Below are 26,010 nucleotides of genomic sequence, written 5' to 3' on the forward strand. Positions count from 1 at the left end.
AACACCAGTGACGTCAACACCAGTGACGTCAACACCAGTGACGTCAACACCAGTGACGTCAACACCAGTGGCGTCAACACCAGTGACGTCAACGCCAGCGACGTCAACACCAGTGACGTCAACACCAGTGGCGTCAGCGCCAGTTACATCACCATCAGTGGTCTCATCACCAGTCACCGTCGCTATAAATCCGGCACCGACACCAGTTAATGCGGTTATCTCCAACGGCCTGCAAGCGTACAAAATGGATGAGCTCGTAATACCTGATGGTTTCGATTATAACTCTGTAGATCAATTCGACCTCAATATTGATATCAGCCACATCTCAACCGATCGTTCGTTCGTATCCGTATATAGTCGATTTACCACAAGGACAGACTCAACTTACAAGCCTGATTATTCAAGTAAGGTCATTGGAGGCCCTTTAGACAACGGTACATTTACATCCAACTTTTCGGCGCCGCTAAGCGAAGATATTCTGTTGATTGAGATCTGGTTTTATGATGGTCAAGCGCCGCTGCAACAAGTCGTTGCAAGTGACGGATCACAAATCACTTGGTAAACGTAAAGGAATGAAAAGTGCTGAGTTCACTTAGACAATGGCTAAATTCAGTTGGAGTTAGGCAGCAGTCTCGAAGTTGAAAGTTGAAAGTTGAAAGTCGAATAACAATGCATAAAGGTGAGCAATGAGGCTCACCTTTTTATTTGGGCGCAATTTCAATTTTCAGTACTGGTTATGTTCACTTTATCGAAAGCCTGTCTTATCTTTTAAAGATGACTTTCAAAGGCTTACTTTATGAAACAGTTGAAAATAGGATTCGTTATATTATCGATTGGTATTGGGCTACTTTTATTTCTCACCTATTTCCCGATGACATCTTCTACCGGAGAACGCATTGAAGCCAGAGTCATCTCCAATACGCTCACTCAATCCCTTGACGGACATAGACGCTACCTCACGGTTGAAACTCAAGACAACGAAATATTTCGCGTTTCCATTCCACCAACAACAGACTGCCCTATTGATTCTATTGTTGTGCTTGATACATTAAACAATCAAATAACCAGACAAAGCAGCTATCAGTTCATCCACTGCCGGGCTGCGCCTTAGTCGCCGATATAACAACAAGAATGGATATAAGAAGAATGAATCAGCCACTCATTTCACCAGAACAACTTCAACAACGTTTGCTAGAAGAAGACAACATTGTAATCCTCGACGCCAGTATCGAATTTCAGATCCCAAGTGAGTCAGAAAAGATCAAAGGACAAATGATACCTAGTGCGATTCGTTTCGACTACGACAAAAACTTTTGTAACAAGCACACTCTACTCCCTCACATGTTCCCGACCGAAAAACACTTCAATACACGCGCACAAGAAATTGGTATCAATCAAGACAGTACGATAGTGGTTTACGATAACTCAGGAACTTTTGCCTCGCCTCGCGCATGGTGGATGTTTATGGCAATGGGACATAACAACGTATACATCTTAGATGGCGGTTTACCTGCTTGGATAAAAGCCGGTTACGCGACAGAGACTGACTATCGCACCGAAGTCAAAGCGGGCAATTTTGAAGGCCAAATTCAAGACAACCACTTTGTAAATGCTCAGCAAATCCAAAACTACTCCGATGACAAAAGTGCAAACATTCTGGATGCACGTTCTCAAGCTCGCTTCGATTCAGAAGTTCCAGAACCACGTGAAGGCTTACGTAGTGGCCACATCCCAAACTCAGTTTGCTTGCCGTTCGCACAAGTCTTAAATGCAGGTAAATTGAAACCTCAAGAAGAGTTAGTTGACATTTTCTCGACTCTAAACTTAACCCCCTCTCAACCTATGTTCTTTAGCTGTGGCTCAGGTGTGACGGCTTGCATCATTTTATTAGCCGCTAAACTGGCTGGTTATTCAAGTGATATGGGCGTTTACGATGGCTCATGGACTGAATGGGGCGCAAATGAAAAACTACCTATTGCCGTAACTAAAAAGTAATTCAGCTTCGCTTAATGATACTGTTAGAATATACTGCGCATGCATACGGAGCTTACTAAAGGTTATGGCTGAAGCCCATGACACTTAAGCATCTTATTGCTCAATCAGCTAGGCACTTATTAACTCAAGCGTTTAACACGGTTGTAACTTGAAGACGTAGTCACTTGAAGACACCTAGGTAGTGACAGAGTTAACACTACCTATGTGTAGAGCCATCCGATTGCTAACAAAAACTGTGATTAATCATGGGTTAATTGTCAGCACGTTTATGAGTGTTAATATTTCATTCAAGAATCTCTGTTCTTAGCCGTTACACTATTTAATCATTGATATATTCATCTCTGATGTTTTATGCCTCGTTGTATTAATCACACTGGCGATATAAACGTTGTCACTTGCAGTCTGTTAAAAGTAGTCACCAACAAAAGGCATCTCATGGCTCTATTTAAGAAAAATATCTGGTCGCTGTACGCTATGATCGTGCTGCTTACCCTGATACTTTTCAGCGCCTTTGGCATAACCAAGTGGCAATCAAACAGAGATGACTTTACTAAGCAACAGCATATCCAAGTTGAGATCTTCTCTAGCTCAGTAAACTCTCTATTAACTAGCCAAGAAGCACTGCTTGAAGTGGTTGGGCATCAACTTACTCAGCAGTCCGACTTTACCCGCACGGCTTCGATTCAAATTCGACCAATATTAGATAAACTGCTTGATACTCATCCTGCAATAGCCGCTTTCGGGTTACTAAATCCTCAAGGGGATTACCTATCAATCAGCTCAAACCTACAACTGTCTGATCAATTTAATTTACTGGATCTCCCGTACACCAGAGACTCATTTCTAGAGGCTATATCGAGTAATAAAATGGTTTTAGGGCGCACCTATTTCCATGATTCTCTTAACAGCCTCGTGATCCCATTAAGAAAATCCATTTCTCTCGATGGCAAGAACGTTGATGCAGTCATGACCGCAGGTTTACGCTTAGACAGCACAATATTGTTTGAAAACAATGCGCACGCAGGCAATTACAACACGTTAACTCTACTTAGAACCGACAACTATCGTCAGTTTTTTTCTAGCGATATCGAGTCGCTAGACGCTTATTTAAAACCAGTTGATAACGATCTAATGGATCGCATTACCAAAAGCTTTTCTGAGCAAGTGACTGTCAGCGTCAAAGAAGCGAAAACAGGAAAATACACATATTCTTTCTGTATCGATGATAGCGCTTTCCCATCGCTCGTTAGCGCTAAATACATTCCAGACTACAAGCTTTGGGTTGTCGGCCGTACAGACCTAGAACACGTTGATGGTATATTCGCAAAAGAGTTCGGTACTCTTTTCTTTGTTTTTGTTGTTCTTCAGTTTGGTTTCTATTTTTTAGTAAAATCGATTGCGAAGAACGAGCAACGAACTCGCAGCCAATTGATTTACCAAGCCAATCACGATCCATTAACCTCTCTCCCCAACCGCTCCTATATGCGTAAAAACATTGGCAAGTGGATTGAAGATGAGTCAGACCCATTCTCAATGCTGTTTATCGACATCGATAACTTCAAATGTGTTAATGATACCCATGGACATGACTTCGGAGACAAGGTGCTCAAACAAATTGCATTACGTTTGATGCGGTTCCGCTCCAGAGTCAGCCTATTGGTACGAGAATCCAGTGATGAGTTCTTGTTTTTAACACCCTTGAGTAGTGAATCTGAAATTAAGCGACTATCAGAACGAATTATTGAAGTACTTTCTCAACCTTATGAAGTTGAAAGCGCTCAATTTTTGTTGAGTTGCAGTGTAGGTATTGCGCGCTTCCCAGACCACGGAAGAGATTTAGATAGCCTGTTACGCTCTGCCGATATTTCGATGTACAAAGCGAAACAGCAGCAAAACTCATACAGTATTTTCACGACCGAGATGCAAGACGCCCACCTCTACAAAATGAGAGTAGAACAAAGGCTTCGTATCGCTATCGATAAACAAGCTTTATTTATGGTTTTTCAACCATTGGTTCGTGCCGATGAAAGTACTCACGGTGTAGAAGCGCTTGTGCGTTGGGTAGATGATGAACTGGGTTTTGTCCCGCCAGACGTATTTATTCCTATTGCTGAAAGCACAGGTTTAATGCAAAAACTCGGCACCTTTATTATTGAATCCAGCGTTATGCAGATCGCTCATTTACACCGAACGATAGAACAAAAGATCGGTCTTTCGATCAATATATCCGTACGTCAGTTTTCACATAAGTCGTTCTCAGAACACCTATTCGCTACGCTTGAGAAATATCAGTTCTCACCAAACTGTTTAACGCTCGAGATTACTGAAAGCTTGTTCATTGAAGATGTGGCTATAGTGAAACCACTGTTTGAAGCCCTCAAAGAAAACGATATTAAGATCTCTCTAGATGACTTCGGTACGGGCTACTCGTCATTGAGCATGTTAAAAGCACTCCCTATCGACGAACTTAAGATTGATAAGAGTTTCATTGAAAACATAGCAGTCGATCAACAGTCACTAACAATGGTCCAGAACATCATCGCTATCGGTAAAAACTTCGGTATGGTGGTGTTGGCAGAAGGCGTAGAATCAAACGAACACTTCGCGATTCTAAAAGCATGTGGATGTGACTTGATGCAAGGTTACTACTTCTCTCGTCCTATTCCTTATGATGAGTTATGCAAGTATCTAACACCGGCTCAAATTATGGCTACAGAACTACCAGAACCCACGTTGTAACTGTTTGAGTACTTTACCTGGTTAAACGAATAACGCTATAGATTAAAAAAGGGAACCCAAACGGGTTCCCTTTTCTTTACACACCACTTAACAGAGCGGCCCAAAAAATAAAAATACAGACAACGACAACAAAGCCCATTACGACTTAACTGTTATCACAACTCGTCGGTTACAACCTGTTGCCTTATTGTCTGTGACTTTACAAATTGGTGCACTTTCGCCATACGCATATTCAACAATGCGATTCCCTTGATGAAGATCTTTCTTCAAGTAGCTCGCCACTTGTCCTGCTCGGCGAGATGACAGTGCTTTGTTGTAGCTTTTACTGCCTAAGCTATCTGCATGACCTTCTATATAAATCTTGGATTTATCTCCCACCAAGCTAAGGTACTGCCCTAATACTTGTTTATGATTTTCATCCAATAGGTACACGTTAGTTGGATAATTGAGCACCAAAGATTGCGTCGCTTTATCATAGAAACAGACATCATCTTGAGCTGCGATTTGAATGACTTCACTCTCTCTATTGAGCACCTCATTTTGAGGTTTTTCATCAAGCTTTATTAGCTTTCCAGTCACTTGTGTCGTAACAGTATGAGAAGACACCAACGTTTTCGAAGTGACGTATTCGCCGACATTGCCCAAGCAGTTTGCATAGCTCAATGGAGACAGTAGTATCGTAGACATAATTACTAGGTATCTCATGTTAATCCTTTAGTTTTCCGGTTTCTTCATTAATCAAATTCAGAATGTACTTGTACACATCTTCACCATCTTTTGCGTGGTAGATGTTTTTCTTACCAAAACAATCCCCAAAGCCATCACTTTCATTTACTTTGTAATTAATACCAATGACGCCCATCGTGACTTTGGTTTTTTCAGCTTCAGTCGGCGAGTTACTTTGGAAGCGATTTCGTTTGGCCGATATAGTTGAGCGCAGCTTTTTACACAGCCCTTGGTCCACTAGTTTTTGTAAATAGTTCTTGTCGCCATCCTGACCATCAGATAAAACAATAAACACTTGCTCAGGGTTTAGATTCGTTGCTTTATTAGCTTCTTGGGCGGCAGCAATGATCCCATTCCATGACGACGTTCCTCCACCAGCTTGCAGCTTGGTATTCATTAGTTGAGACCGAAATTCATCATAGTCTTCAGTCAATGGAATATCATAAAACTTATAATACTTAGCAAAATTAACGTTGTGGGTATGGAGACGTTCAACCTCGTATCGACTCATACCCCTCTTTGGCTCGAGTATTTCGTTATACAGTTTGGGTTTGTCAAACATTCGCCTAACCGTTGTTCCTGGCGAGGAACGAGCGTAATTGTAAGCGTATTTTTTTCTCCATGAACCGTAATAGCCATAAGCGTTAACTCTTACAGTTTTATCGGTCTGCTTAACATGAAACGGGTTGTAACCAAGTAAGGCGACTCGACTCTTTTCTTCCGTATTAAATTTTTCGATGTCATCAACAACTCGTTTAATGGTTTCTTTTACAACGTCTAACTTCATTTTTCCGTTCTTCCACGAGTTACCCATAGAACCACTAAAGTCACCGATGAAGTAAACGTCGACAGATTGAGGAAGATACTTTCGCGTGACCGCTCGTCCACTAACCGTAAATTCAGGTTCTAAATCGACATCTTCATACGAAATCCATGATGTATATTTGGCGGTAGCACTAACGACAAAGTCACTAAATGGCGCTAATTCGCCGCTAGCTTGAACACAACCATCTTTATATTCACATTTACGGGTAAATACGGCGACATCCACATCCTCTGAATTGTCTAAAATGTATCTATCAACCAAGTAACGTGCATACTTTACGTTTCTATCTTCATCCTCTTTAGGGCTTGCAATAAGTGCGAGGCTCGCAACCTCTGCAGCTTCTAATAACCGAGAGTGAGCCAACATCTGTTGCGACATTTGCATCGAAAACGCCATAAAAATAACCATCGCTGGTAAGAGACCAACGAACAAAATACCTGCGACACCTCGGTTTTTCTTTATCGATTTCACCTCAAACCCTCGCAAATGAATAAGATGTACTTACAAGGCGAAAGACTTCACCGTTAGTAACACCAAGCACATTAATTGGAGTTTCATAACATAATGAAACCTGATACATGGGTAATCTGCGACCTCTTGATGTGATTGGCAGTATTTCTATCGCTTTTTGCTTCGTTATATCGCTCATCTCAGGAAAGTCACACCCATGAATACTCCCTTTGGTTAGAGTTTTTTGAACCCTTCGGTAATTCACTCTACCTCCAGATAAAGCGGTTTCTTCAAGCCTTATTTCGTCGATGCGTATCCCAAACTTGGTTTTGTCAAAGTTTGGAATCATTCGTTTCATCGAAGCAGAAGCAATCACAAACGCGTTTTGTTCGGTCTTTCTACAGTCACCCGCACATATATCCATGTTGGCATTAAACAATTGTTTTCGTTCAGCAAAGATAGTGGTCAATGAATAAGAAGCTCTATCGAGTTGGCCCTTCTTATTAATAGCTAGCATATGATTGACTACGACAACGAAGATCCCTGAAGCAAAAACTAATACCATCGCCAATTCAACAGCAAATGCGCCTTTTTGTTTAGCTTGCACAACCTGCCCCCTGACCAATTTTGAACGAACATCTTTCATATTCTTGGATAGTGATGACTTCACGTTTAATAGCAATATCTGGAAACCAAATGGATACAATCGGGTCGTAGGTATACTCTAAAGCATAGACAGCTAATGCCATGTCTTCGGGTTCATCTTTCTTATCTGGGCACTCATCTGTAGAAGCGTAAGTATCCGTACATTTGAGAAAGCCTTCGTAGTCACGAAAGTAGTTAACATGAATAACTACACTCCCCTCTTTGACTACATTACTCCATAATGCCCCGCCAGCTTTAGTTAACTCATCATTGATCATTTGGCCGTAGTTGATGGAATTGCTACTGCTTGAGTCACCCGCTTTTTTGGTACGCATTACCGCTGTGGTCAAAGCATGGTCTGTCATGCTCATTGAGAATGTCAAAATACAGATCTCTACCCAGCCAAAGGCAATAGCCAGAAAAATCGGAATCCCCATAGCGACTTCAACCGTCAATGACCCCTTTTGCTTTCGCTTAAACCTTCTCATAGTCGGACATACCTTTTCTTAGTGTAATCAACAACGAATGCTCCCTTGATATCGATACTGTTTAAAAACGCTTTCGCTTCATCTAAGTCATTAAAGTCACCAATGCAGTAACGCTTCCATAAACCATGTGTATACGAATAAACAGAGCCGTAGTTTGTTTTCAAATAGTTCAAAAAGTCAGAGGGGATCGCCGTATACGTCGCCAATACTTGCACACGATAAATGGGTTTTGCCCCGGGCTTAAGTTTTCTTGGGTCAAGTACAGAACCATCGACACTGTGTCTAGATGCTTGAAACTCTGTGGTAGCATCCAATTTACTTACGCGAGACGTCGGGGCTACAAAGCCCCCTGAATTAGCTTGAGAGCCAATAAAGTGTTGTTCCATTTCTATCGTTGACTGTGTCACGGCCTTCTTCCCTTTGCTTTTAGATATTGACCTCATTAATGCAGACAACTGTTTGTGAGCTTGCTCATCGCTATTCGAATGCTTCAAAACCTCTAGCGCGATATCCGGTCGCTGAGATTTAACCGAAGAGAGAATCAAGTTAGAGCTCACTCTCTGATCATTCGGATTCGAAAGGTAAAGGTCATATAAAATGTCTGTTGCACCCAAATAATCAGACTGCATTATTTTGACGACTGCGATATTGTTGCCAGCCTCCCTGTCTGAAGCCCCTTGCTTTCTACTTTCCTCAAAATGTTCGATCGCTTGGGCAAATCGCTTTTGCTGAGCCAATATTTTTCCAGTTAAAAGTTGATACTCATACTCTTTGCCACCTTCATCCCGATACTTACTCAGCTCTTCCAGTGCTTTTTCAAAATTCTTTTTTTGATAATAAAGCCTTGCATTAGTTAAAATGTATTCAGGTTCATCAAGATCATTATCATTGTAAGTGCTGCGATACAGCTCAGCAGACTTGATATCTTTTAGATCTAAATACAAATTAACCAATTTAACTTTATATTCAGGTTCCGATTGTATATTTGCCTTATAAAATTCAATGAGTTTCTGTGAGTCACCCGACCCTAAAAGCAGTTGTTCTTTGGTATCAAGTTGGTTATTAACCGTTGAACAACCGGAGAAGAGAACCAAAACAATAACGGACAATACAAAATTTCTTATCACATCAACGCCCTCATAATACCTGGAGCTGCAATTAAAATAATAATCGGAACCATGATAAAAGCGATAAGTGGAATCGACATCTTCGCCCCCATTTTCCCGATTCGTTCTTCTAAATCCATCATATTAAGCTCGCGAATATCGCTTGCTAAAGTCACTAATACCGGACCAACTGATGAACCAAATTGGAGGCTCTGCACCATGGTCATTACAAAACTTTGTGATTCACTAGTTGGAACAAGCTCATAAAATTCTTCTAATGCCTTTTCAAGGCCCACCAGGCGAGATCGTTCGACAGTTACTCTGACCACATGAGCAAGGTTACTGTCTACTGAGTGAAGTTCTTTCGCCAAGTACTCCAAGCTAGACTCGATAGTCATCCCCGTATGGACGCAAACATTCATTAAGTCGAGTAAAAATGGCAATCGTGAACTTATGTGCTTGATGTTAGATTTACCTCGAGCCGACACATAAGAATCAGGACCAATGATAAATATTAATAAAGCCCCCATTAGATATAACAGCGCGAATACCGTTTTCGTGTCACCACTATAAAAATCAAAGCCAATCAATGCTAAGCAAACACAAAAAGGAACGATTTTTAGTAAGTAATAAACGTCGGCCAGGAAATCACTGTAAAAGCCAGCTGCGACCAATTTTCTTTTTGTTTCATGCTTATTAAAACTAATCCTAGACAATATAGCCTTGAATAAATCTGCTCTTTTCTTCTCTTCTCGTGTCGAACCGATTATTTTTCGAGTCTCTATATCCGCTCTCGTATTATCCCAAAATCGTAAACAATGCGTTGCTAGGACCATCGATATAATGAATATCACACTCCAAATAATAACGGTTTCAAAGTCCATCAATTCACACCCCGCAAAATCAGCCAAATGCAAAAAAAACCAACTAGCTCACTGGCTAATACATAATAAAAAATAGGTTGACCAGCTTCTTCAAACATCACAAAACTGTAGTTTTCAGGACTCGTAAACTTCAAAATAATAAGAAAAATAACCGGTAAGCAGGCAATTATCTTTGCCGAAGCTCGAGCTTCTGAGGTCAAGGCATTTTTCTTTTTCTCCACAGCTCTTGAATCAAACATAAGTCGGTTTATTTTGTTGATCACATCTTTGAGTTGTCCACCTCTAGCCAAATTGATTCTTATCGTTGAAGCAAAGAAAAAGTACTCTAAGTACGGAAACGTATTGCTACTTCGTTCAAGAACGTCATCAGGGTCTTCACCAATAAGTAAACGCTCAGCCATGAATTTGAACTCTTTGCCCACTTCGTTATCAAGCTGCTTACCTACATACTCGAAGGCATGAATGATGCTTTGCCCTGAAGAAATGGCCCCACTCAAAATGTTCAAAGCGTCTGGAAAGTTAGTTTTAAAACGCTCTACTTGCCTTGCTTTTAGATTGTTATAAAAGACAAAGAACAAGAGAGGCTCAACAACAATCAGACAAACTATAAAGTCCTGACGTAAAAAAAACTCATTGAGAGCATAAGTTGCAGATGTCGTCACAGAGATAAACAAGACCAGCTTCAAGGACATATTAGGTTGAAATACCTTGATTACCTTCTTGTACATTTTCCTGATTCTGGCTTTATAGCTCTCTTCAAACTGTTGTGAATCGATAACAGAGCGAACACCTTTAACCCCTTCAAACTCAGCTTCCATCTCAATTAAGCTACTCAATTTTTTGCTTTGACGAGAGCGATGGATAAGGAAGTAAAGTAGCAAAGCGCTCCATGAAGCAATCAGTATTAAGGTCATGTAAATATCTCCTTCACTGCTTGTTCTAAACCAAAGAATTTTGCGCGTTCATAAATCACAGAACGAGTCGATAAACCGGGTGTTCTGAACTCACCTTCCATTTTTCCATCTTTGAAATTTGAAGTCGCTTCGTAACGAAAAATGTCTTCCATCACCACGCTATCCCCTTCCATCCCGATAATTTCAGAAATGTACATCACCTTGCGGCTACCATCGTGGAGGCGCTTAACTTGAACGATAAGGTCTACTGCACTAACGATGGTTCTACGTATTGCGGATATCGGCAGACTGGCTGTTGCCATCATTACCATGCTCTCAGTACGAGCAATGGCATCACGCGGTGTATTGGCGTGCAATGTCGACATAGATCCATCATGCCCTGTATTCATCGCTTGAAGCATTTCAAAGGCTTCACCACCACGACACTCACCAACAATAATTCTGTCCGGGCGCATACGAAGGGCATTAATCACAAGGTCTCGAGCGGTGATTTCTCCTGTTCCTTCAACGCTAGCTTGTCGAGTTTCAAGCCTAACAATATGAGGTTTTTGTAGCTGTAGTTCAGCAGCATCTTCAATAGTAACAATACGTTCAGTTTCGCCAATGAAGCCAGATAATGCGTTCAATAACGTTGTTTTACCTGAACCAGTACCACCGGAGATCAATATGTTGCACTTGCAATGGCTCGCAATGGACAAAAGCTTAGCCATTTCGACAGACATCGCACCAAACTCAGCAAGATTCTCAAGCCTAATTTTTTGCTCTTTGAATTTACGAATCGAGATAGAGGTACCGTCTATCGCTAACGGGGGGATCACAATATTTACACGGCTCCCATCCATTAAACGAGCATCACAAAGGGGTTTTGATTCATCGATACGACGACCCACATTTGATGCGATTCGCTTAGCGATGGTGTTCAGTTGTTTTTCGTTAACAAATTGAATGGGTGATTGTTCAACCTTGCCATTGATTTCTATGAAGATATCCGAAGGACCGTTGATCATGATATCCGATATATCATCGTTATCGACTAAAGCTTGCAGGGGCCCAAGGCCTTTCAACTCATCGAGTAACGCTTTGACTAAGTCGACACGTTTCAATGAGCTGACTTGCAGCTGCTTCTTATCGATCAATATATTAACCGAGTCTTTGAGTTGTTCTTCTAGCTCTTGATTACTAATTTCAACAAGCGTAGCGGCATCTAGAGCATCAAAGATCTCATCTCGAAGCTGGATGTAAATTTCTTTTAATTGATTCATTTTCTAAACAAACTGAAACGTGATTTAGTTTTAATTTTCTTGCCTGTCAACGTGGCAACCATAGTTAGAACGGCAGTGGCAGACTTAGATTTAAGCAACTCATTAATACCTTGCTGTACCACGATTTTTTCTAGCGACGGCTCGTACATGAAATCAATACTATCTTTGGCTTTGATTCTCTCTTTCGCACTCGCGAGTGTCATCATGAAGTCTTTCGCTGGCCGATTAAGGTTGAAGATGATTTGGTGTTCAGATTTCCCGATCTTCTTCTTCAAAGAGTTATAAGAACGCAGTGAAGAAACCGAAGGTTCGCAGACAATAAAGATGCGATGGTACTTATCTGATAACTCCTGATCATGCATCTCTTCATAGCAAGATAAGGGCGCCGAATCTATGATAAAGTTATATTGATCAATGAGTTGATTGGAAAGGTTGTACAATGTAGATGCGTGATCAGTAAGGCAAGCAACATTTTTCTCTAGTACCAAGTAATCAAGCTTATCTTTCACACCATGTACATAGGTCTTAGCTATCGCACTGTCGATATCGATCTGATTCAAATCTATACTGTTGTGCTTGGCTTTCAAGCCTTTTACACCTATATAAATGTCACTATTTAGTGCTCCTGAATCATGATCCACCAAGAGTGTCTTTAGATTTGCTTGCTCTGCTAAGGAGTGTGCTAAAACAGAACTTACGCAAGATACTCCAATGCCACCTTTGGTACCCAAAACTAATATACGTTTGGCTACACGCGTTTTTTTAACGGTGCTTTCACCTTCTTGCGTCGTTTTAATTGCCGCAAGTAATGAATCAAGTTCAGGATCCCAAAGAACATAACTAGCACCTAATGCATGCACTTGGTTACGCAGCTTTATCGAATCAACATCACAGAGAACAAGCAAAGATATATTCACATCCAAACGAACCGAAATCTCGGAAACTTGCTCTATAACGTTGGAGGCACTACGAAGATCCAACACAACGTGGTTAAGCTTAATGTTTGACTGATTCCAAACGCCATCTAAATCAATATCGGTGACTTCAAGTGGTTTAGGGAAACCTTCAATAGCGTACAAATCATTAATAGATTCAGTTAGGGTATTATCATCAGACACAATGAGATCGGTAGCCTCAACCGTCGACTTCACTTTCGACGACGAATTACGAAACAAGATATCCAAGTCCATTACTATTTCGCCTTCTTAATTGGGTTAACCAAGCTGATGTTTCGGTTATGTTCAACACTACAACCAAATTGATAATCTTCCCTTTTCGAGAACACCATCACTCCACATTCGCTGCTTTTAATTCGGACATATCGACCTATGATTAAGATGTTTTTTTCTTGGTCATGATCGGCAAGTTCGATTTTATATCTGTCTTTTGCGATAGATTCCGACTTAAATCGATCTCGTAATTTGGCAACAAACTCACTCGCATCCGGTTTATATTTAACGTAGAACGTCGCCTTAGGTTCTCTCGCATTGAGCTCACGAATAAAGGCCACCGAGCGAGAGATTGAATCTTCACTACTCGCCATATCAAATTCAAAGCGCTCCTCCAGTTGCTCAATCACACTAGAGTTTGGGGTATCAACATGAGAACAAGCAGAAGCAATAAGAGCGATTAAAGTAATAACGATCCATCTCATTAGTTGAATCCTCCTTGGTTTATCGTGTTTTCAAGCTCTGGTTCGTCAAGTTCCGAAAGATCAATTCTAAGGAGTCTTTCGAGATCACTTGTGCGTCTAAAGCTTGGCAATTTGACCTGCTCTTGCTCAACCGGATCAACCAAGTTTACAGTCGCAACAATGATCAATTCAGTCTTGGAACGGTTGGTGGAAGAGTGGCTAAACAACGCACCTAGAATTGGAATATCTCCCAAGATTGGAATCTTGGTTAACGATTCACGCTCTTCCGATGTCAATAGCCCCGCCAAAACAAAACTTTGCCCATCTTTCAAGTGAACCGTTGTTTGAGCTCGTCGAGTTCGTAAAGAAGGCACAGAAATTAAGCCTGTCGTGGTTTTGTTTGATTCATCAATCGAGCTAACCTCTGGGATCAAGGTTAGGCGAATATTCTCTGTGTCAGTTACCTTTGCAACCATGGCCAACTTAACGCCGTATTCTTTATAAGAAATGGTAATCCCGTCTTCATCTCTGATAGCAATTGGTATCTCGCCACCGGCTAGGAAACTAGCCTGCTCACCTGAAATAACAGAAAGGTTGGGCTCGGCCAATACACGCCCGATTTTGTCATCACCACTAGCGGAAATAACTGAAACGATATCTTGAGCCGTAAAATCAAGTAGCTTATTTACAAAAGTACCCGGATCACCACTATCGCTATAAGTAACACCTAATTCTGTCAAAAATGAGCTAGATACTTCCGCGACCGTTAGCTTGACATTGATCTGCTCAGTAGTGAGTACTTTCAAGTTATTAATGACTTGATCGTAGTTGTACTTTGCCGTGTACTCTAGCTCGTCTAAGGCTTCACCGTCCGCACCCTTTAGTTCATAAGCTGCGCGGCGACGATCTTTCTTCAACATTTCACCAACAAGTCGATTGATTTTTTGTTTAATCTCTTCACTACCGACAATGCCATCTAATACAACTTGGTCACCTACATTGGAAACCACAACGTTTTCATCAGGGAATCTAGCAATGAGTGTTTGCTTCAATAGTCTTAAACTTTGGTTGACTACCAATTCTGCGTTATAAATTTCGTTTCCACCGCGATCATAAACAATCACAGAGGTCGTTCCTTGGCCAACGCCATAAACTACAACCTTATTTTCATCGATAATTTTGTAGTCTGCTATTTCTTGATTCGCGACAAACACCGTCGATATCTGTCTCTTCAAATTAATGGTTTTCGCAGCGCCTTGATCCAAGTTCATTAATTCTGATGCGAGCAATGGACATGAAAGAATCCCGCACAATAGCAAGGCTATATTTTTCTTCTTTAAAGTCATGTTATTCCTTACCACGTAATTCTCTGACACCAAACTGAGTTTCTAAAAGGTCACTACTGCGGATAGATAAATAGCGATTTTCTATTTCAGATGGAATAATATTCACATCACCAATTTTTTGAGCCATTTCTAGCTTCAAAACACTCCGCATATTCAATGCAATGACTAAACTGTATTTTTTATCCTCTGCATCTTCGGAGTCACTATCTTCACTGCCTTTTATTACCTGCAAAACACGCGCCCCACTGATAATTACTCGGCTAACGAGATCGCCAATATCACCATATCCATTCTCAACCAGGTTTGATTTTGAAGACGTTGTTGAAACAAAACTCACTTTATCGCCAGGAGTAAGAGTTGCCGTTTGTACGACTCCAATACCTGTTACTTCATAAAAATAAGGTAATTCACCATCATTTAGTGACAAGTACATATAATCTCGGTCTCCCGGATTGGAGATCATATCTTGTGTTAAATAAGTACCTTTACTGATGTCATCTTTAAAAAGAGCACCAGGTTTAACAACTAAATCGTCTTCTAACGTATAGTAGTAACCATCTAAATCAGATATGTGAACAAACTTCTGTTCATAATACTTGGGGATTAAAGGTTGAGAACGTCTAATTTCTTTTTGAGTAACTAAAATGCTGACTTTAGGTTCTTCTTTTTCGTGAACCTCAAGTGGCTCTTCGTCAGTTGAAATATAGTTAATATTAATATATACCAGCGTTGAAAAAATAGATAAAGCAACAAAAAGAAGAATGATTATTCTGTTCATATCAAGCCCAAAATAGGGGCACAAGCCCCTTATAGATTATTATATTTCAATTACTTACTAGCTGCGTCTAAATCAGCTTTTACAGCGCCAAGTGCTGCGTCTATTCCTCCTGATATAGTATCATTCTGGAACGCAGTTAATATGATTCCTGACATTACAACGGCAATAATTGCATATTCAACTGCAGTCACACCACGAACATCATCTTCGAACTTCATTTTAAGTTCAGCCATTTTTGCTAAAGTTTTGTAGTACATAATAATCCTATAAAAAGTATGTTGACCATTGGTCTAATTGAAATTGCGAGGAAAATTTACCTGATACAAAAACATACATCAAATTAATAGTTATTATGGACACATAACACAAATTTATTGGGTATTGAGATAATGTATATTTATAAAGCCATAAATAATATAAACTCGACATCTGTTGAAATAAAAACTTATTGAGTATACCCTCTAACTATGAATATAGATTTATTAGTTAACATTGTATTAATATCAACAAATTTTTTAATACTGTCGTTTGTGTGCTTCTTTGATGGTTGGCATAGAAAAATCCCAAACAACCTAAACAAAATTGCTTTGATATTTAGTAATATTGTCGCGTTAAATAACGGTTACTTGATGTCATCACTACCCATTGCGATTTTATGTTTCGTGGTGTTTTTTATACTTTGGTATCTAAAAGTGATAGGAGCTGGAGATGTGAAGTTACTCTGTGCCTTAATCATTGGCATACAGCCGAATCTAGTTACAATCACATTGATTTGTATAGGTTTTTTAGGAGGGCTTTTGGTTACCGCTATGTACATAGTAGGAAAGGTAAGAGGATTACCTAGCTTTACAAAAGGCATTCCTTACGGAATACCTATTGCTTTGAGCTGTTTCTTTTTTAGCACTATATCCATTTTAGCAAACTGACTACATAATATTGTGCTCTAACATAGGGCTAGAAATATCACTAATTTGAAACAATTGTTGAATCTTATCTTTAATACCTAACGTCTCTAACTCTTGTGAAATTTCATCACTACACCAAACGTACGTGTTTACTTTTTGACGTAATGGTATTGTCTTGCATTTATTGTGACGTATCGACCATTCAGGAAATATTAAAATAGTTCCATTCGTTTCCAGTTCATTTTTAAGGAATTGGCATGAACTTGTCTTCACCCAACTCGTCACATGATTTGAGTCAATGTTATAATCGTTGAGTATCTCTTGTACATAAGATTTGGGAAGAGAACTACAAAAAACAACTCTCTGCGGATAACACTCATGCGGATCAAGTGAATTAGAATGTGCGATAACATAGTTAACGGTATTCAGTTGATAGGATTTTCCATTCTCTTGTGAAATTCTATCCATTGTAAAAATCAAATCGTAACGAGAAGAATCCAATAAAGAGGACTTTGTGAAACTATTTATGGACAAGTCTATATTGTTCAACATTCGAAATTCATTGATTACACGCTCAACCATATCGAAGCAAAAAGATTCAGAAATCGCTATATTGAATTGGTCTCTTAATTCAACCTTTTCCAAATCTTCAAACAATCTTTCGTACATAGACATTGTTTGGTCTGCATAATCAAGTAATACTTTTCCGTGTTTGGTGAGTAAAAATCCCTCTTTCCTATCAAAAATACTCGCCCCGATTGTACTTTCGATCTTTTTAATATGCTGAGATACAGCGGGTTGTGTCATAAATAAAGACTCAGCGGCTGCTGTAAAACTTTTGTGTTTAGCAACGTGCGAAAATGTTCTTAAATATTTGACGTCGATAGACCTGTTGACGTTTTTCATGGTGCAAACTACCCCGATGTTGCGTTATTTTATTAATTATTCTTATTAAAAATCAGCGTCAAAGTAACAATAGTGTCATTCAGATACAAAAAAACATTATTTATATACTCATAAATAATGTTTATATGCACCTATATAAATAAACACACCCACCACAACCAACAACTGATTCACAAATCCTTATGTGCTTTTACAAACAACATATTTTGTGTGTCATTCACATACCAAAGCCCTTACACAACACCTTTCCAGTGCAAATGACAATCAACACAATTATAACCAAAACCTATGCACTCTCCACCTTTTCGTTGACGAAAATCGTTGAAATTAATGTAAATATTCCTACTGCATAGGATTAAAGCTCAAAAAACACTCAAAGTAACCATTATCTATTTTTGTGATCAGCGTTACACCAAAATGCAACTAAACACCTATTGATGTAACCTAAGGGAAAGAAGTGCGACAGAACATTCTTTTTTCGATTATCTCATGTATGTGCAGAAAAATAAAAAGAGCCAATAAATATAGCTCTTTTATTTCAATTTATTCTATCGTTGCTTTCGTAGTCGAAGGAGCATGCACAATATAAAGAGGATTGGTAGTGAGGAGCTTCCTCCTGACGAATCATCTTGACTTAATGACACAGATGATGCGTTTGAAACACTCGGTAAAACTTCTATATCAAACGACCCAACCCACTCATCACCATCGGCCGATAAAACCTTATATCTAATAGTGTCATATAAAGCCAGCTTACGTTGAGCAGGAGCATTATAAATGATCTTACTATCTACAATGTTTGCAATACCACTGCGTGGAAATTCTAAAATAGATAATCGGTAAACATCTCCGTTAATAATAGGAACTAAATCGATTGTATCGCCATATTTTACTTGCAGCGATTTGGTGCCCAATAATAAAGCTTCCGTTCTTTGCACATCCAGAACTACAGACTGCTTTGCATTACCTCCTGACGAGTCCTGTACCAAAATCGTAAATCGGTATCGCTCTCCTTTCGAAGCATCACTAGGTACTGTCACTTGTAGGGCTTTGGAGCGTGATCCACTTAATTTCAGGCTTGGACCTTGAATTTGAGACCACATAATTTGATGCTCAGAAGAATCGACGTCGGTAATATCGGTTACCGTAAAAGTAACAGTTTCACCAGGCTTAGACGTCACCTCGAGCCTATCTATTGTTAACCTTGGCGCGTCATTCACAGGCTTAATATCAACTTCCACACGAGCAAAATCCGTCTCATACCCTAGCTTATCTACCAAACGGTATGTGAAGCTGTCACGGCCAAACTGGTCAACCTTTGGGAAGTAGGTTCCATCTTTTATCACGCCCTTCATTGGCTTCTGAGCGATTTCAAAAGAGTAATTATTTGGCTTCGGTAAATTGATATCATTAGCCAATAAATTAAGCATAAAAGGGGTATCTTCCTCGGTCGATATCATGTCATCGACAGCAATTGGCCTCGCATCTATTGGCAACTCAAAAAGCGCTGCAAAAGGGAAATTCTGACCGAAACCACGACTCAACCCTCGAGTTTTGTAATCAGAAATAGATCCTGAAAATTGACTTTTCCTTTGTCCATCCCCTAAATACGCATCTAAAAACTGAGTTGAGTATTCAGGGGTACCATTCTCAATCTCTAAGACAATTAACTTTGTGCCTAGCCCAAGCTTAATTTTCTCGTCGAAAATGATTTGTCCGCCGCCCTGCCTCGCGATGCCTCTGTGTAACAATCGAGCTGCTTGCTCGTCAATAACTGCATTGCCGAATCTTGATTGATATGGATATTCCACCAAACGATAAAACATCGGCATCGCGACGCTCGTTGCTTTCGCGTAAAAGTGAATTCCTCCAATACTTTGGTTTCCCTTGACCACATCAATGGGGAAACCTAGAACATTAATATTCGCGTCATAACGTGGGTATGTTCTCCCAAAAGAGGTTACCCAAGATGATTTGTTGTTGGTGTTAGGTACCAACAAAGAGAAACTCGCTTTGGTATCATCGCTAACAATATTGGTTATTGAGATATCCGTCTTTCGCCCCGCCGTAATCGCTGTTAAGGAAGGTTCTGAATCATCGGAGAGATTGGTAACCGATTCTCTACCTGGGAAGACATCGCCAGAGTCTCCAGAAGAGAATCCATTTTCTAATAACCCCTCTCCATCGGCTTGGAATACCTGTACTTGCATCGGACCAGAACTATTGAATTGGTTATCTATATTCACGGCTGTGATTAATAACCCCTCACCACGGAGCGCTTGGTCATAATCGTTTTTGCGTCTATTTTCCACATAAGCACGAGGCCCAAACTGTTTAAGGTAAGGGTCAAGGTGGATAACGCTTTCACCCTTGATTGTACCAACTTCAATACTCCCGTTATTGGAGAGAACTTTCGGCTTTAAAAAACCAGATGCCTCTTTACTCCAAGCCAACATGTTGACCGGAGTTTCGCCAGCATACTGATCCGTCGGTTTTCTCCCCCAACTGCCCCCTCCCATTAACCCCCAATGACCAATAGAACCATCATGCTGATAAGAATATAAATCTGGAAGTCCTAACATCAGATGTCCAAGCTCATGTGCTATCACCCCCATTGTTGACTGATGGTCACCTTGATAATCGGCGAACAAGCAATAAGCACTAATGCGTTTTCCATCGATCTCGACAGTGCTATGAGCATACTTATGAGGCCAAATTGTCGGGGTTTTTCGTGTACCACTAGATTTGTCATTCCCAGCAAAGACAAACATGACTGACAGCTCTTGAGCTGAGATGCTATTATCGTTGTTCGAATCATATTGAGAAAGGTCGAAGTCAACATCTAGCGCTTCATATGCCTTTGTGAACACATTATTAAGCTTAGTTTGGCAGTTTTTCTCAGACTTTGAATGGCAGTTAGGATGATCTATATCCAGCGTGATATTAATAACACCATCATTTTTTGTTCCTTCATTTTCTTTGGCAGGAACAACTTTATAATTCCCATAACTATTTTTTAGAAAATAATCTTGAACACTTTGTTGGTTTTCACCAAATATCGTCGACTGAAAATCATTTTCAATCTGTTCGTCTAAAAAACTGACCTGTATTACCAATAAGGCCTGCTCAGTGATCCTTTTTTTCGAAGGACTGTTTAGGTGTGAGCGTTGAGTATTCATTGGGGTAAATCTTTTGTGGTTCGCAGCGGGTGAGTCAAAAGATTCATTGATATGTATTGGATCAATCTTTAGGTTTTTTATGTTTGATTCAACGGGTATTTCAGTATCACTCGAAGCCAACACCCCAGTTGAAACAACACTCCCCCCTCCTTTTTCACTTGTTTCATATTTAGCAAAGTACCACTGATTATCAACACCCTGAACGTATAGGTGACCATCATGGTCTTGGTACCAAAACATATATTGAGACCCCATTAAGCGCAGTTCTTTTGTACTGCCATCAATAAAGGTCATTGTGTGCCAAGTTGGCGCAGGTAAAGTAGTCGCTTGTACAGAGCAAACAGCAATGAGTGCTGTAATAAATGTACAAATTAATTTTGTCCTCATTAGGATAATCTCGTTATTTGAATTTCTCTGAAAGAGATAATTAATTTATTAAATAAAACGAGACTTTATCAATGAGGCATTATATTAACCAATTAACTTTATAACTAAACCTATAAATATTATTTATAGGCCAAAGTATAAGAATTAATTATGATCGTATAAATTTATAAAAATAAAAGATAGATAATGGATAATTCTATCTTTTATTATTGGACAGTTTAATTAATCCACGAACTTATTAAAATAATAGATATTTACAAAAGAGTTAACTATGGAGACGCATGTTTCAACTGCTCATCCAAGTTAAGTACCGTCAAAGCATTACTTACGCTGGTTGCAATCACGTCTACTACGCCGGTTCTTAATGCACCTAACAGAGCTAATGGCTTACTGTTCTCGGCAGCGATGGCGATTACTTCAGCGATAGGACGGAACTCTTCCAAACCTAAGCCGATGACTCGGTCACTCATTACTGTGTTTGCCGCTTTACCATGCACGTCGAAAAAGTCATAACCCGCAAAGTCACCCACCACGCCTTGTAGTAAACGAGATTGAACGACCTCTCCCGCCGTAAACCAACCTAGGTCGACCATATAGCTGTTTTCACTCATGTCACCAATACCCACTAATGCAACATCTGCCTTACGAGCTAGATCGAGTGTTTGCTTAACAGTACTGTTTTCCATGAACGCGGATTTTTGTGCTTTGTTCTCTGCATAAGCAGGCGCATACAAGGTTTCAGAAGATCCACCGTATTTCTTGGCGAGTTGTCTACATATATGGTCGGCATTAAACATACCGCCTCTTGGGTGAATGCCGCCGATACCACATACGAATTTACAGTCACGTGGGGTAATTACGCCAGTATGGTGAGCAACCGACGATACGTTTCGACCTTGGCCAACCGTGACTACCATGCCGTTTTTTAGGGTGCTCGTTAAGTAGTTCGACACCAAGCCCGCAACCTGTAACCGCTGCTTCTCTTCATTCGGTTGGTCTAATGCAACCAGTGCACGCTTAACACCAAATCGTTCGATCAAACGTTGTTCGATCTTCGCGCTGAATACTGGGTGGTATTTCACGGTGATCTCGACAATCCCTTCATCGCGGGCTTGTTTGAGCATTCGACCAACCTTTGCACGAGAGATAGAGAATTTTTTAGAGATCTCTTCTTGAGTCGCACCATCTTGATAGTAGGCAACGGCGACTTCGGTTAGGAGATCAGTGTTTTCTTCGGAAACATCTTGGATATTGTTACTCATATACCACTCAACCAATATTTAACAATTATTTTACCTGCTGCACTTCCTAATACAGGAGAGCTCAGTAAGTGATACACAAGCTTACACCCCGAACATATGTAACATCAAGGAGCATTTGCTCAGCATCATAACCATAGTTTTGGTGTTGATTAATTCACCTCACTTTGTTCGTTAAACGTTTGCTTGCATACCCCATGATTACTAGAGCGAAATATATTTGACTGAAGTCACCATACAGCACTATTTACCGTTGACTTTGGGGCTAGATCGGATAAATATGGCTACATCATTTACTCATCGAGCGAACAAATGTTCTGTGCAAATGTTCGTTCGGAGAAAAATTTAAATTAATGTAAGTTAGGCTCACTGGTACAACCATGAGGAACTTCATTAGTTCGCTTGCAAATGCCCACACCTCTCCCATTAAAGGGGTGTTCTGCGATACATAGGATGATCAAAATGAGCAATAAATTAGAGCAACTTCGTAAACTAACAACTGTTGTAGCTGACACTGGCGATATCGAAGCTATCAGCAAGTACACTCCGGAAGATGCAACAACTAACCCATCTCTAATTCTTAAAGCCGCTCAAATTGCTGAGTACGCACCTCTAATCGATGCTTCTATCGAATACGCTAAAGCGCAAAGCACTGATAAAGCACAACAAGTTCAAGACACTTGTGACATGCTTAACGTGAACATCGGTAAAGAAATCCTTAACGTTGTACCTGGCCGTATCTCTACTGAAGTAGATGCTCGTCTTTCTTACGACATGGAAGGCAGCGTTGCTAAAGCTCGTCAACTTATCAAAATGTACAACGACGCTGGCATCACTAACGACCGCATCCTTATCAAGTTGGCTTCGACTTGGGAAGGCATCCGCGCTGCTGAAATCCTAGAGAAAGAAGGCATCAACTGTAACCTAACGCTTCTATTCTCTTTCGCTCAAGCTCGTGCTTGTGCTGAAGCGGGTGTGTTCCTTATCTCTCCTTTCGTTGGTCGCATCATGGACTGGTACAAAGCGAAAGAAGGTCGTGATTTCGAAGCTTCAGAAGATCCAGGCGTAATCTCTGTTTCAGACATCTACAACTACTACAAAGAGCACGGTTACAAGACTGTTGTTATGGGCGCAAGCTTCCGTAACATCGGCGAGATCCTTGAACTTGCTGGCTGTGACCGTCTAACTATCGCCCCTCAACTTCTGGCTGACCTAGAAGCAGCTGAAGGCGAAGTAGTAGAGAAGCTAATCGACTCTAACGGTACTAAAGAGCGTCCTGCTGCAATGACTCACGCTGAGTTCCTATGGGATCACAACCAAGACCCAATGGCTGTAGAGAAGCTAGCTGAAGGCATCCGCAACTTCGCCGTAGACCAAGGCAAACTAGAAGACATGATCGCAGCTAAGCTGTAATCACTACCGAATAAATAAGAGGAACGAATTTCGTTCCTCTTTTACATCTATCCACGAATTTTTAATTTCGAATCAATTTTGGAAGCAATTATGAACCGCAAACATCTAGCTAACGCGATCCGTGCTCTAAGCATGGACGGCGTACAACAAGCAAACTCTGGTCACCCTGGCGCACCTATGGGCATGGCTGACATCGCTGAAGTACTTTGGCGCTCTCACCTAAACCACAACCCGTCAAACCCAGAGTGGGCTGACCGCGACCGTTTTATCCTGTCTAACGGCCACGGCTCAATGCTGATTTACTCTCTGCTTCACCTAGCAGGTTACGAGCTTTCAATTGAAGACCTTAAGAACTTCCGTCAACTGCACTCTAAGACTCCGGGTCACCCAGAATACGGTTACGCACCTGGTATCGAGACGACTACAGGTCCTCTAGGTCAAGGCATCACCAATGCTGTTGGTATGGCGATGGCTGAGAAAGCACTTGCGGCACAGTTCAACAAAGAAGGCCACGACATCGTAGACCACTACACTTATGCATTCATGGGTGATGGCTGTCTGATGGAAGGTATTTCTCACGAAGCATGTTCTCTAGCGGGTACGCTAGGTCTTGGTAAGTTGGTTGCTTTCTGGGATGACAACGGCATCTCTATCGATGGCGAAGTGGAAGGTTGGTTCTCTGACGATACTCCTAAGCGTTTTGAAGCTTACGGCTGGCACGTAATCCCAGCAGTTGATGGTCACGATGCTGACGCTATCAACGCGGCTATCGAAGCAGCTAAAGCGGATCCTCGTCCGACTCTAATCTGTACTAAAACTGTAATCGGCTTTGGTTCTCCAAACAAAGCAGGTACGCACGACTGTCACGGTGCACCATTAGGCGCTGATGAAATCGCAGCAACTCGTAAGCAACTAGGTTGGGAGCACGGTCCTTTTGAAATTCCGTCGGAAGTTTACTCAGAGTGGGATGCGAAAGAAGCAGGCGCAGCTAAGGAAGCAGCGTGGAACGAGAAACTTGCAGCTTATGAAGCAGCATACCCTGAGCTGGCAGCTGAATTCAAACGCCGCGTAAACGGTGATCTTCCTGCTGAATGGGAAGAGAAAGCATCGGCAATCATCGCTGATCTTCAAGCTAACCCAGCAAACATCGCATCACGTAAAGCATCTCAAAATGCACTAGAAGCGTTCGGTGCTATGCTACCTGAATTCATGGGCGGCTCTGCTGACCTTGCGCCTTCTAACCTGACTATGTGGTCTGGTTCTAAGTCGCTTGAAGCAAATGACTTCTCTGGTAACTACATCCACTACGGTGTACGTGAATTCGGTATGACGGCTATCATGAACGGTATCGCTCTGCACGGTGGTTTCGTACCATACGGCGCAACGTTCCTAATGTTCATGGAATACGCTCGTAACGCTATGCGTATGGCTGCTCTGATGAAAACTCAGAACATCCAAGTTTACACGCACGATTCTATCGGCCTAGGTGAAGATGGTCCTACTCACCAACCAGTTGAGCAGATCGCGTCTCTACGTCTAACTCCAAACATGAGCACATGGCGCCCATGTGACCAAGTTGAGTCTGCTGTTGCTTGGAAACTGGCAATCGAACGCAAAGATGGCCCTTCTGCACTAATCTTCTCTCGTCAAAACCTTGCACAACAAGATCGTGACGCTGAGCAAGTAGCAAACATCGCTAAGGGTGGTTACATCCTGAAAGATTGTGAAGGCAAACCAGAGCTTATCCTTATTGCAACGGGTTCTGAAGTTGAGCTAGCAGTTAGCGCTGCTGCTGAACTAACAGCTGAAGGCAAGAAAGTACGCGTAGTCTCTATGCCTGCTACTGACGCATTCGACAAGCAAGACGCAGAATACCGCGAGTCTGTACTTCCATCTGACGTTACAGCACGTATCGCAGTAGAAGCTGGTATCGCTGACTTCTGGTACAAATACGTTGGCTTCGGTGGCAAGATCATCGGCATGACAACGTTCGGCGAATCTGCACCAGCAGGCGAGCTATTCAAGATGTTCGGTTTCACTACTGAAAACGTAGTAAACACAGCAAAACAGATTCTTGCTTAGTCTTGATTAAATTGCCTCGCCCTTAATTGGGTTGATGCATTATTAGTTCTACAATACCAAACGTATACAGTGAAACTAAAAGGCCTG

General features: G+C 41.0%; 23 protein-coding genes. 7 read left to right on the top strand and 16 right to left on the bottom strand.

Features of this window, described 5'->3' with window-relative positions:
• The 4 genes from ACED60_RS16760 to ACED60_RS16775 all read left to right on the top strand — a co-directional run.
• Nucleotides 1–562 (top strand): hypothetical protein (locus ACED60_RS16760; RefSeq protein WP_371728028.1); only part of this gene is annotated, 562 nt, incomplete at its 5' end.
• Between the two features lie 234 nt (nucleotides 563–796).
• Nucleotides 797–1,111 (top strand): hypothetical protein, encoded by a 315-nt coding sequence (locus ACED60_RS16765; RefSeq protein ID WP_371728029.1) that lies wholly within the window; start codon nucleotides 797–799, stop codon nucleotides 1,109–1,111.
• A gap of 35 nt (nucleotides 1,112–1,146) precedes the next feature.
• Complete coding sequence (locus tag ACED60_RS16770) at nucleotides 1,147–1,995, top strand: sulfurtransferase (protein ID WP_032499412.1); 849 nt, start codon at nucleotides 1,147–1,149, stop codon at nucleotides 1,993–1,995.
• Between the two features lie 435 nt (nucleotides 1,996–2,430).
• Nucleotides 2,431–4,734: a putative bifunctional diguanylate cyclase/phosphodiesterase gene (locus ACED60_RS16775; RefSeq protein WP_371728030.1), complete on the top strand. Its 2,304-nt coding sequence runs from the start codon at nucleotides 2,431–2,433 to the stop codon at nucleotides 4,732–4,734.
• A gap of 138 nt (nucleotides 4,735–4,872) precedes the next feature.
• Here the strand turns inward: ACED60_RS16775 and ACED60_RS16780 are convergent, their stop codons facing one another.
• The 13 genes from ACED60_RS16780 to ACED60_RS16840 are packed head-to-tail and all read right to left on the bottom strand — an operon-like array spanning nucleotide 4,873 to nucleotide 16,049.
• On the bottom strand, nucleotides 4,873–5,439 hold the full coding sequence (locus ACED60_RS16780; RefSeq protein ID WP_012600426.1) for an OmpA family protein: 567 nt from the start codon (nucleotides 5,437–5,439) through the stop codon (nucleotides 4,873–4,875).
• Nucleotide 5,440: 1 nt separating this feature from the next.
• Nucleotides 5,441–6,757, bottom strand: coding sequence for a vWA domain-containing protein (locus ACED60_RS16785; protein ID WP_371728031.1), 1,317 nt, complete (start codon nucleotides 6,755–6,757; stop codon nucleotides 5,441–5,443).
• 1 nt (nucleotide 6,758) lies between these two features.
• On the bottom strand, nucleotides 6,759–7,343 hold the full coding sequence (gene tadF, locus ACED60_RS16790) for a tight adherence pilus pseudopilin TadF (protein ID WP_371728032.1): 585 nt from the start codon (nucleotides 7,341–7,343) through the stop codon (nucleotides 6,759–6,761).
• Nucleotides 7,333–7,869: a TadE/TadG family type IV pilus assembly protein gene (locus tag ACED60_RS16795; protein ID WP_009845557.1), complete on the bottom strand. Its 537-nt coding sequence runs from the start codon at nucleotides 7,867–7,869 to the stop codon at nucleotides 7,333–7,335. Before ACED60_RS16795 ends, tadF begins: the two co-directional genes overlap by 11 nt.
• Complete coding sequence (locus ACED60_RS16800) at nucleotides 7,866–8,996, bottom strand: lipopolysaccharide assembly protein LapB (protein WP_009845558.1); 1,131 nt, start codon at nucleotides 8,994–8,996, stop codon at nucleotides 7,866–7,868. The genes ACED60_RS16795 and ACED60_RS16800 overlap by 4 nt, the downstream gene beginning before the upstream one ends.
• Nucleotides 8,993–9,859, bottom strand: coding sequence for a type II secretion system F family protein (locus ACED60_RS16805; protein ID WP_371728033.1), 867 nt, complete (start codon nucleotides 9,857–9,859; stop codon nucleotides 8,993–8,995). Before ACED60_RS16805 ends, ACED60_RS16800 begins: the two co-directional genes overlap by 4 nt.
• Entirely contained in the window at nucleotides 9,859–10,773 is a 915-nt protein-coding gene (locus ACED60_RS16810) for a type II secretion system F family protein (RefSeq protein ID WP_009845560.1), read from the bottom strand. Before ACED60_RS16810 ends, ACED60_RS16805 begins: the two co-directional genes overlap by 1 nt.
• Nucleotides 10,770–12,035: a CpaF family protein gene (locus ACED60_RS16815; RefSeq protein ID WP_009845561.1), complete on the bottom strand. Its 1,266-nt coding sequence runs from the start codon at nucleotides 12,033–12,035 to the stop codon at nucleotides 10,770–10,772. Before ACED60_RS16815 ends, ACED60_RS16810 begins: the two co-directional genes overlap by 4 nt.
• Nucleotides 12,032–13,225 (bottom strand): AAA family ATPase, encoded by a 1,194-nt coding sequence (locus tag ACED60_RS16820; protein ID WP_009845562.1) that lies wholly within the window; start codon nucleotides 13,223–13,225, stop codon nucleotides 12,032–12,034. The genes ACED60_RS16815 and ACED60_RS16820 overlap by 4 nt, the downstream gene beginning before the upstream one ends.
• Nucleotides 13,226–13,227: 2 nt before the next feature.
• On the bottom strand, nucleotides 13,228–13,689 hold the full coding sequence (locus tag ACED60_RS16825; protein ID WP_009845563.1) for a hypothetical protein: 462 nt from the start codon (nucleotides 13,687–13,689) through the stop codon (nucleotides 13,228–13,230).
• Nucleotides 13,689–15,014 (bottom strand): type II and III secretion system protein family protein, encoded by a 1,326-nt coding sequence (locus ACED60_RS16830; RefSeq protein WP_371728034.1) that lies wholly within the window; start codon nucleotides 15,012–15,014, stop codon nucleotides 13,689–13,691. Before ACED60_RS16830 ends, ACED60_RS16825 begins: the two co-directional genes overlap by 1 nt.
• 1 nt (nucleotide 15,015) lies before the next feature.
• On the bottom strand, nucleotides 15,016–15,792 hold the full coding sequence (locus ACED60_RS16835; RefSeq protein ID WP_009845565.1) for a pilus assembly protein CpaB: 777 nt from the start codon (nucleotides 15,790–15,792) through the stop codon (nucleotides 15,016–15,018).
• A gap of 50 nt (nucleotides 15,793–15,842) precedes the next feature.
• Nucleotides 15,843–16,049, bottom strand: a complete 207-nt coding sequence (locus ACED60_RS16840; protein ID WP_009845566.1) for a Flp family type IVb pilin — start codon at nucleotides 16,047–16,049, stop codon at nucleotides 15,843–15,845.
• 210 nt (nucleotides 16,050–16,259) lie between these two features.
• On the opposite strand from ACED60_RS16840, the gene ACED60_RS16845 reads away from it, so the two are divergent.
• Nucleotides 16,260–16,718 (top strand): prepilin peptidase, encoded by a 459-nt coding sequence (locus ACED60_RS16845; RefSeq protein ID WP_371728035.1) that lies wholly within the window; start codon nucleotides 16,260–16,262, stop codon nucleotides 16,716–16,718.
• On the opposite strand, the gene ACED60_RS16850 is transcribed toward ACED60_RS16845, so the two are convergent.
• The 3 genes from ACED60_RS16850 to ACED60_RS16860 form a co-directional block, all read right to left on the bottom strand.
• Complete coding sequence (locus tag ACED60_RS16850; RefSeq protein ID WP_135383741.1) at nucleotides 16,719–17,603, bottom strand: LysR family transcriptional regulator; 885 nt, start codon at nucleotides 17,601–17,603, stop codon at nucleotides 16,719–16,721.
• Nucleotides 17,604–18,151: 548 nt separating this feature from the next.
• On the bottom strand, nucleotides 18,152–21,169 hold the full coding sequence (locus ACED60_RS16855; RefSeq protein WP_371728036.1) for a M6 family metalloprotease domain-containing protein: 3,018 nt from the start codon (nucleotides 21,167–21,169) through the stop codon (nucleotides 18,152–18,154).
• A 269-nt stretch (nucleotides 21,170–21,438) separates the two neighbouring features.
• On the bottom strand, nucleotides 21,439–22,431 hold the full coding sequence (locus ACED60_RS16860; RefSeq protein WP_139685237.1) for a sugar-binding transcriptional regulator: 993 nt from the start codon (nucleotides 22,429–22,431) through the stop codon (nucleotides 21,439–21,441).
• 459 nt (nucleotides 22,432–22,890) lie between these two features.
• On the opposite strand from ACED60_RS16860, the gene tal reads away from it, so the two are divergent.
• On the top strand, nucleotides 22,891–23,841 hold the full coding sequence (gene tal, locus ACED60_RS16865) for a transaldolase (RefSeq protein ID WP_371728037.1): 951 nt from the start codon (nucleotides 22,891–22,893) through the stop codon (nucleotides 23,839–23,841).
• 90 nt (nucleotides 23,842–23,931) lie between these two features.
• A complete protein-coding gene (gene tkt, locus ACED60_RS16870; RefSeq protein ID WP_371728038.1) occupies nucleotides 23,932–25,923 on the top strand; it encodes a transketolase in 1,992 nt (663 codons plus the stop codon).
• Nucleotides 25,924–26,010: the final 87 nt, after the last annotated feature.

Source organism: Vibrio sp. 1F279 (assembly GCF_041439815.1).
In the GTDB taxonomy this organism is placed as follows: domain Bacteria; phylum Pseudomonadota; class Gammaproteobacteria; order Enterobacterales; family Vibrionaceae; genus Vibrio; species Vibrio tasmaniensis_A.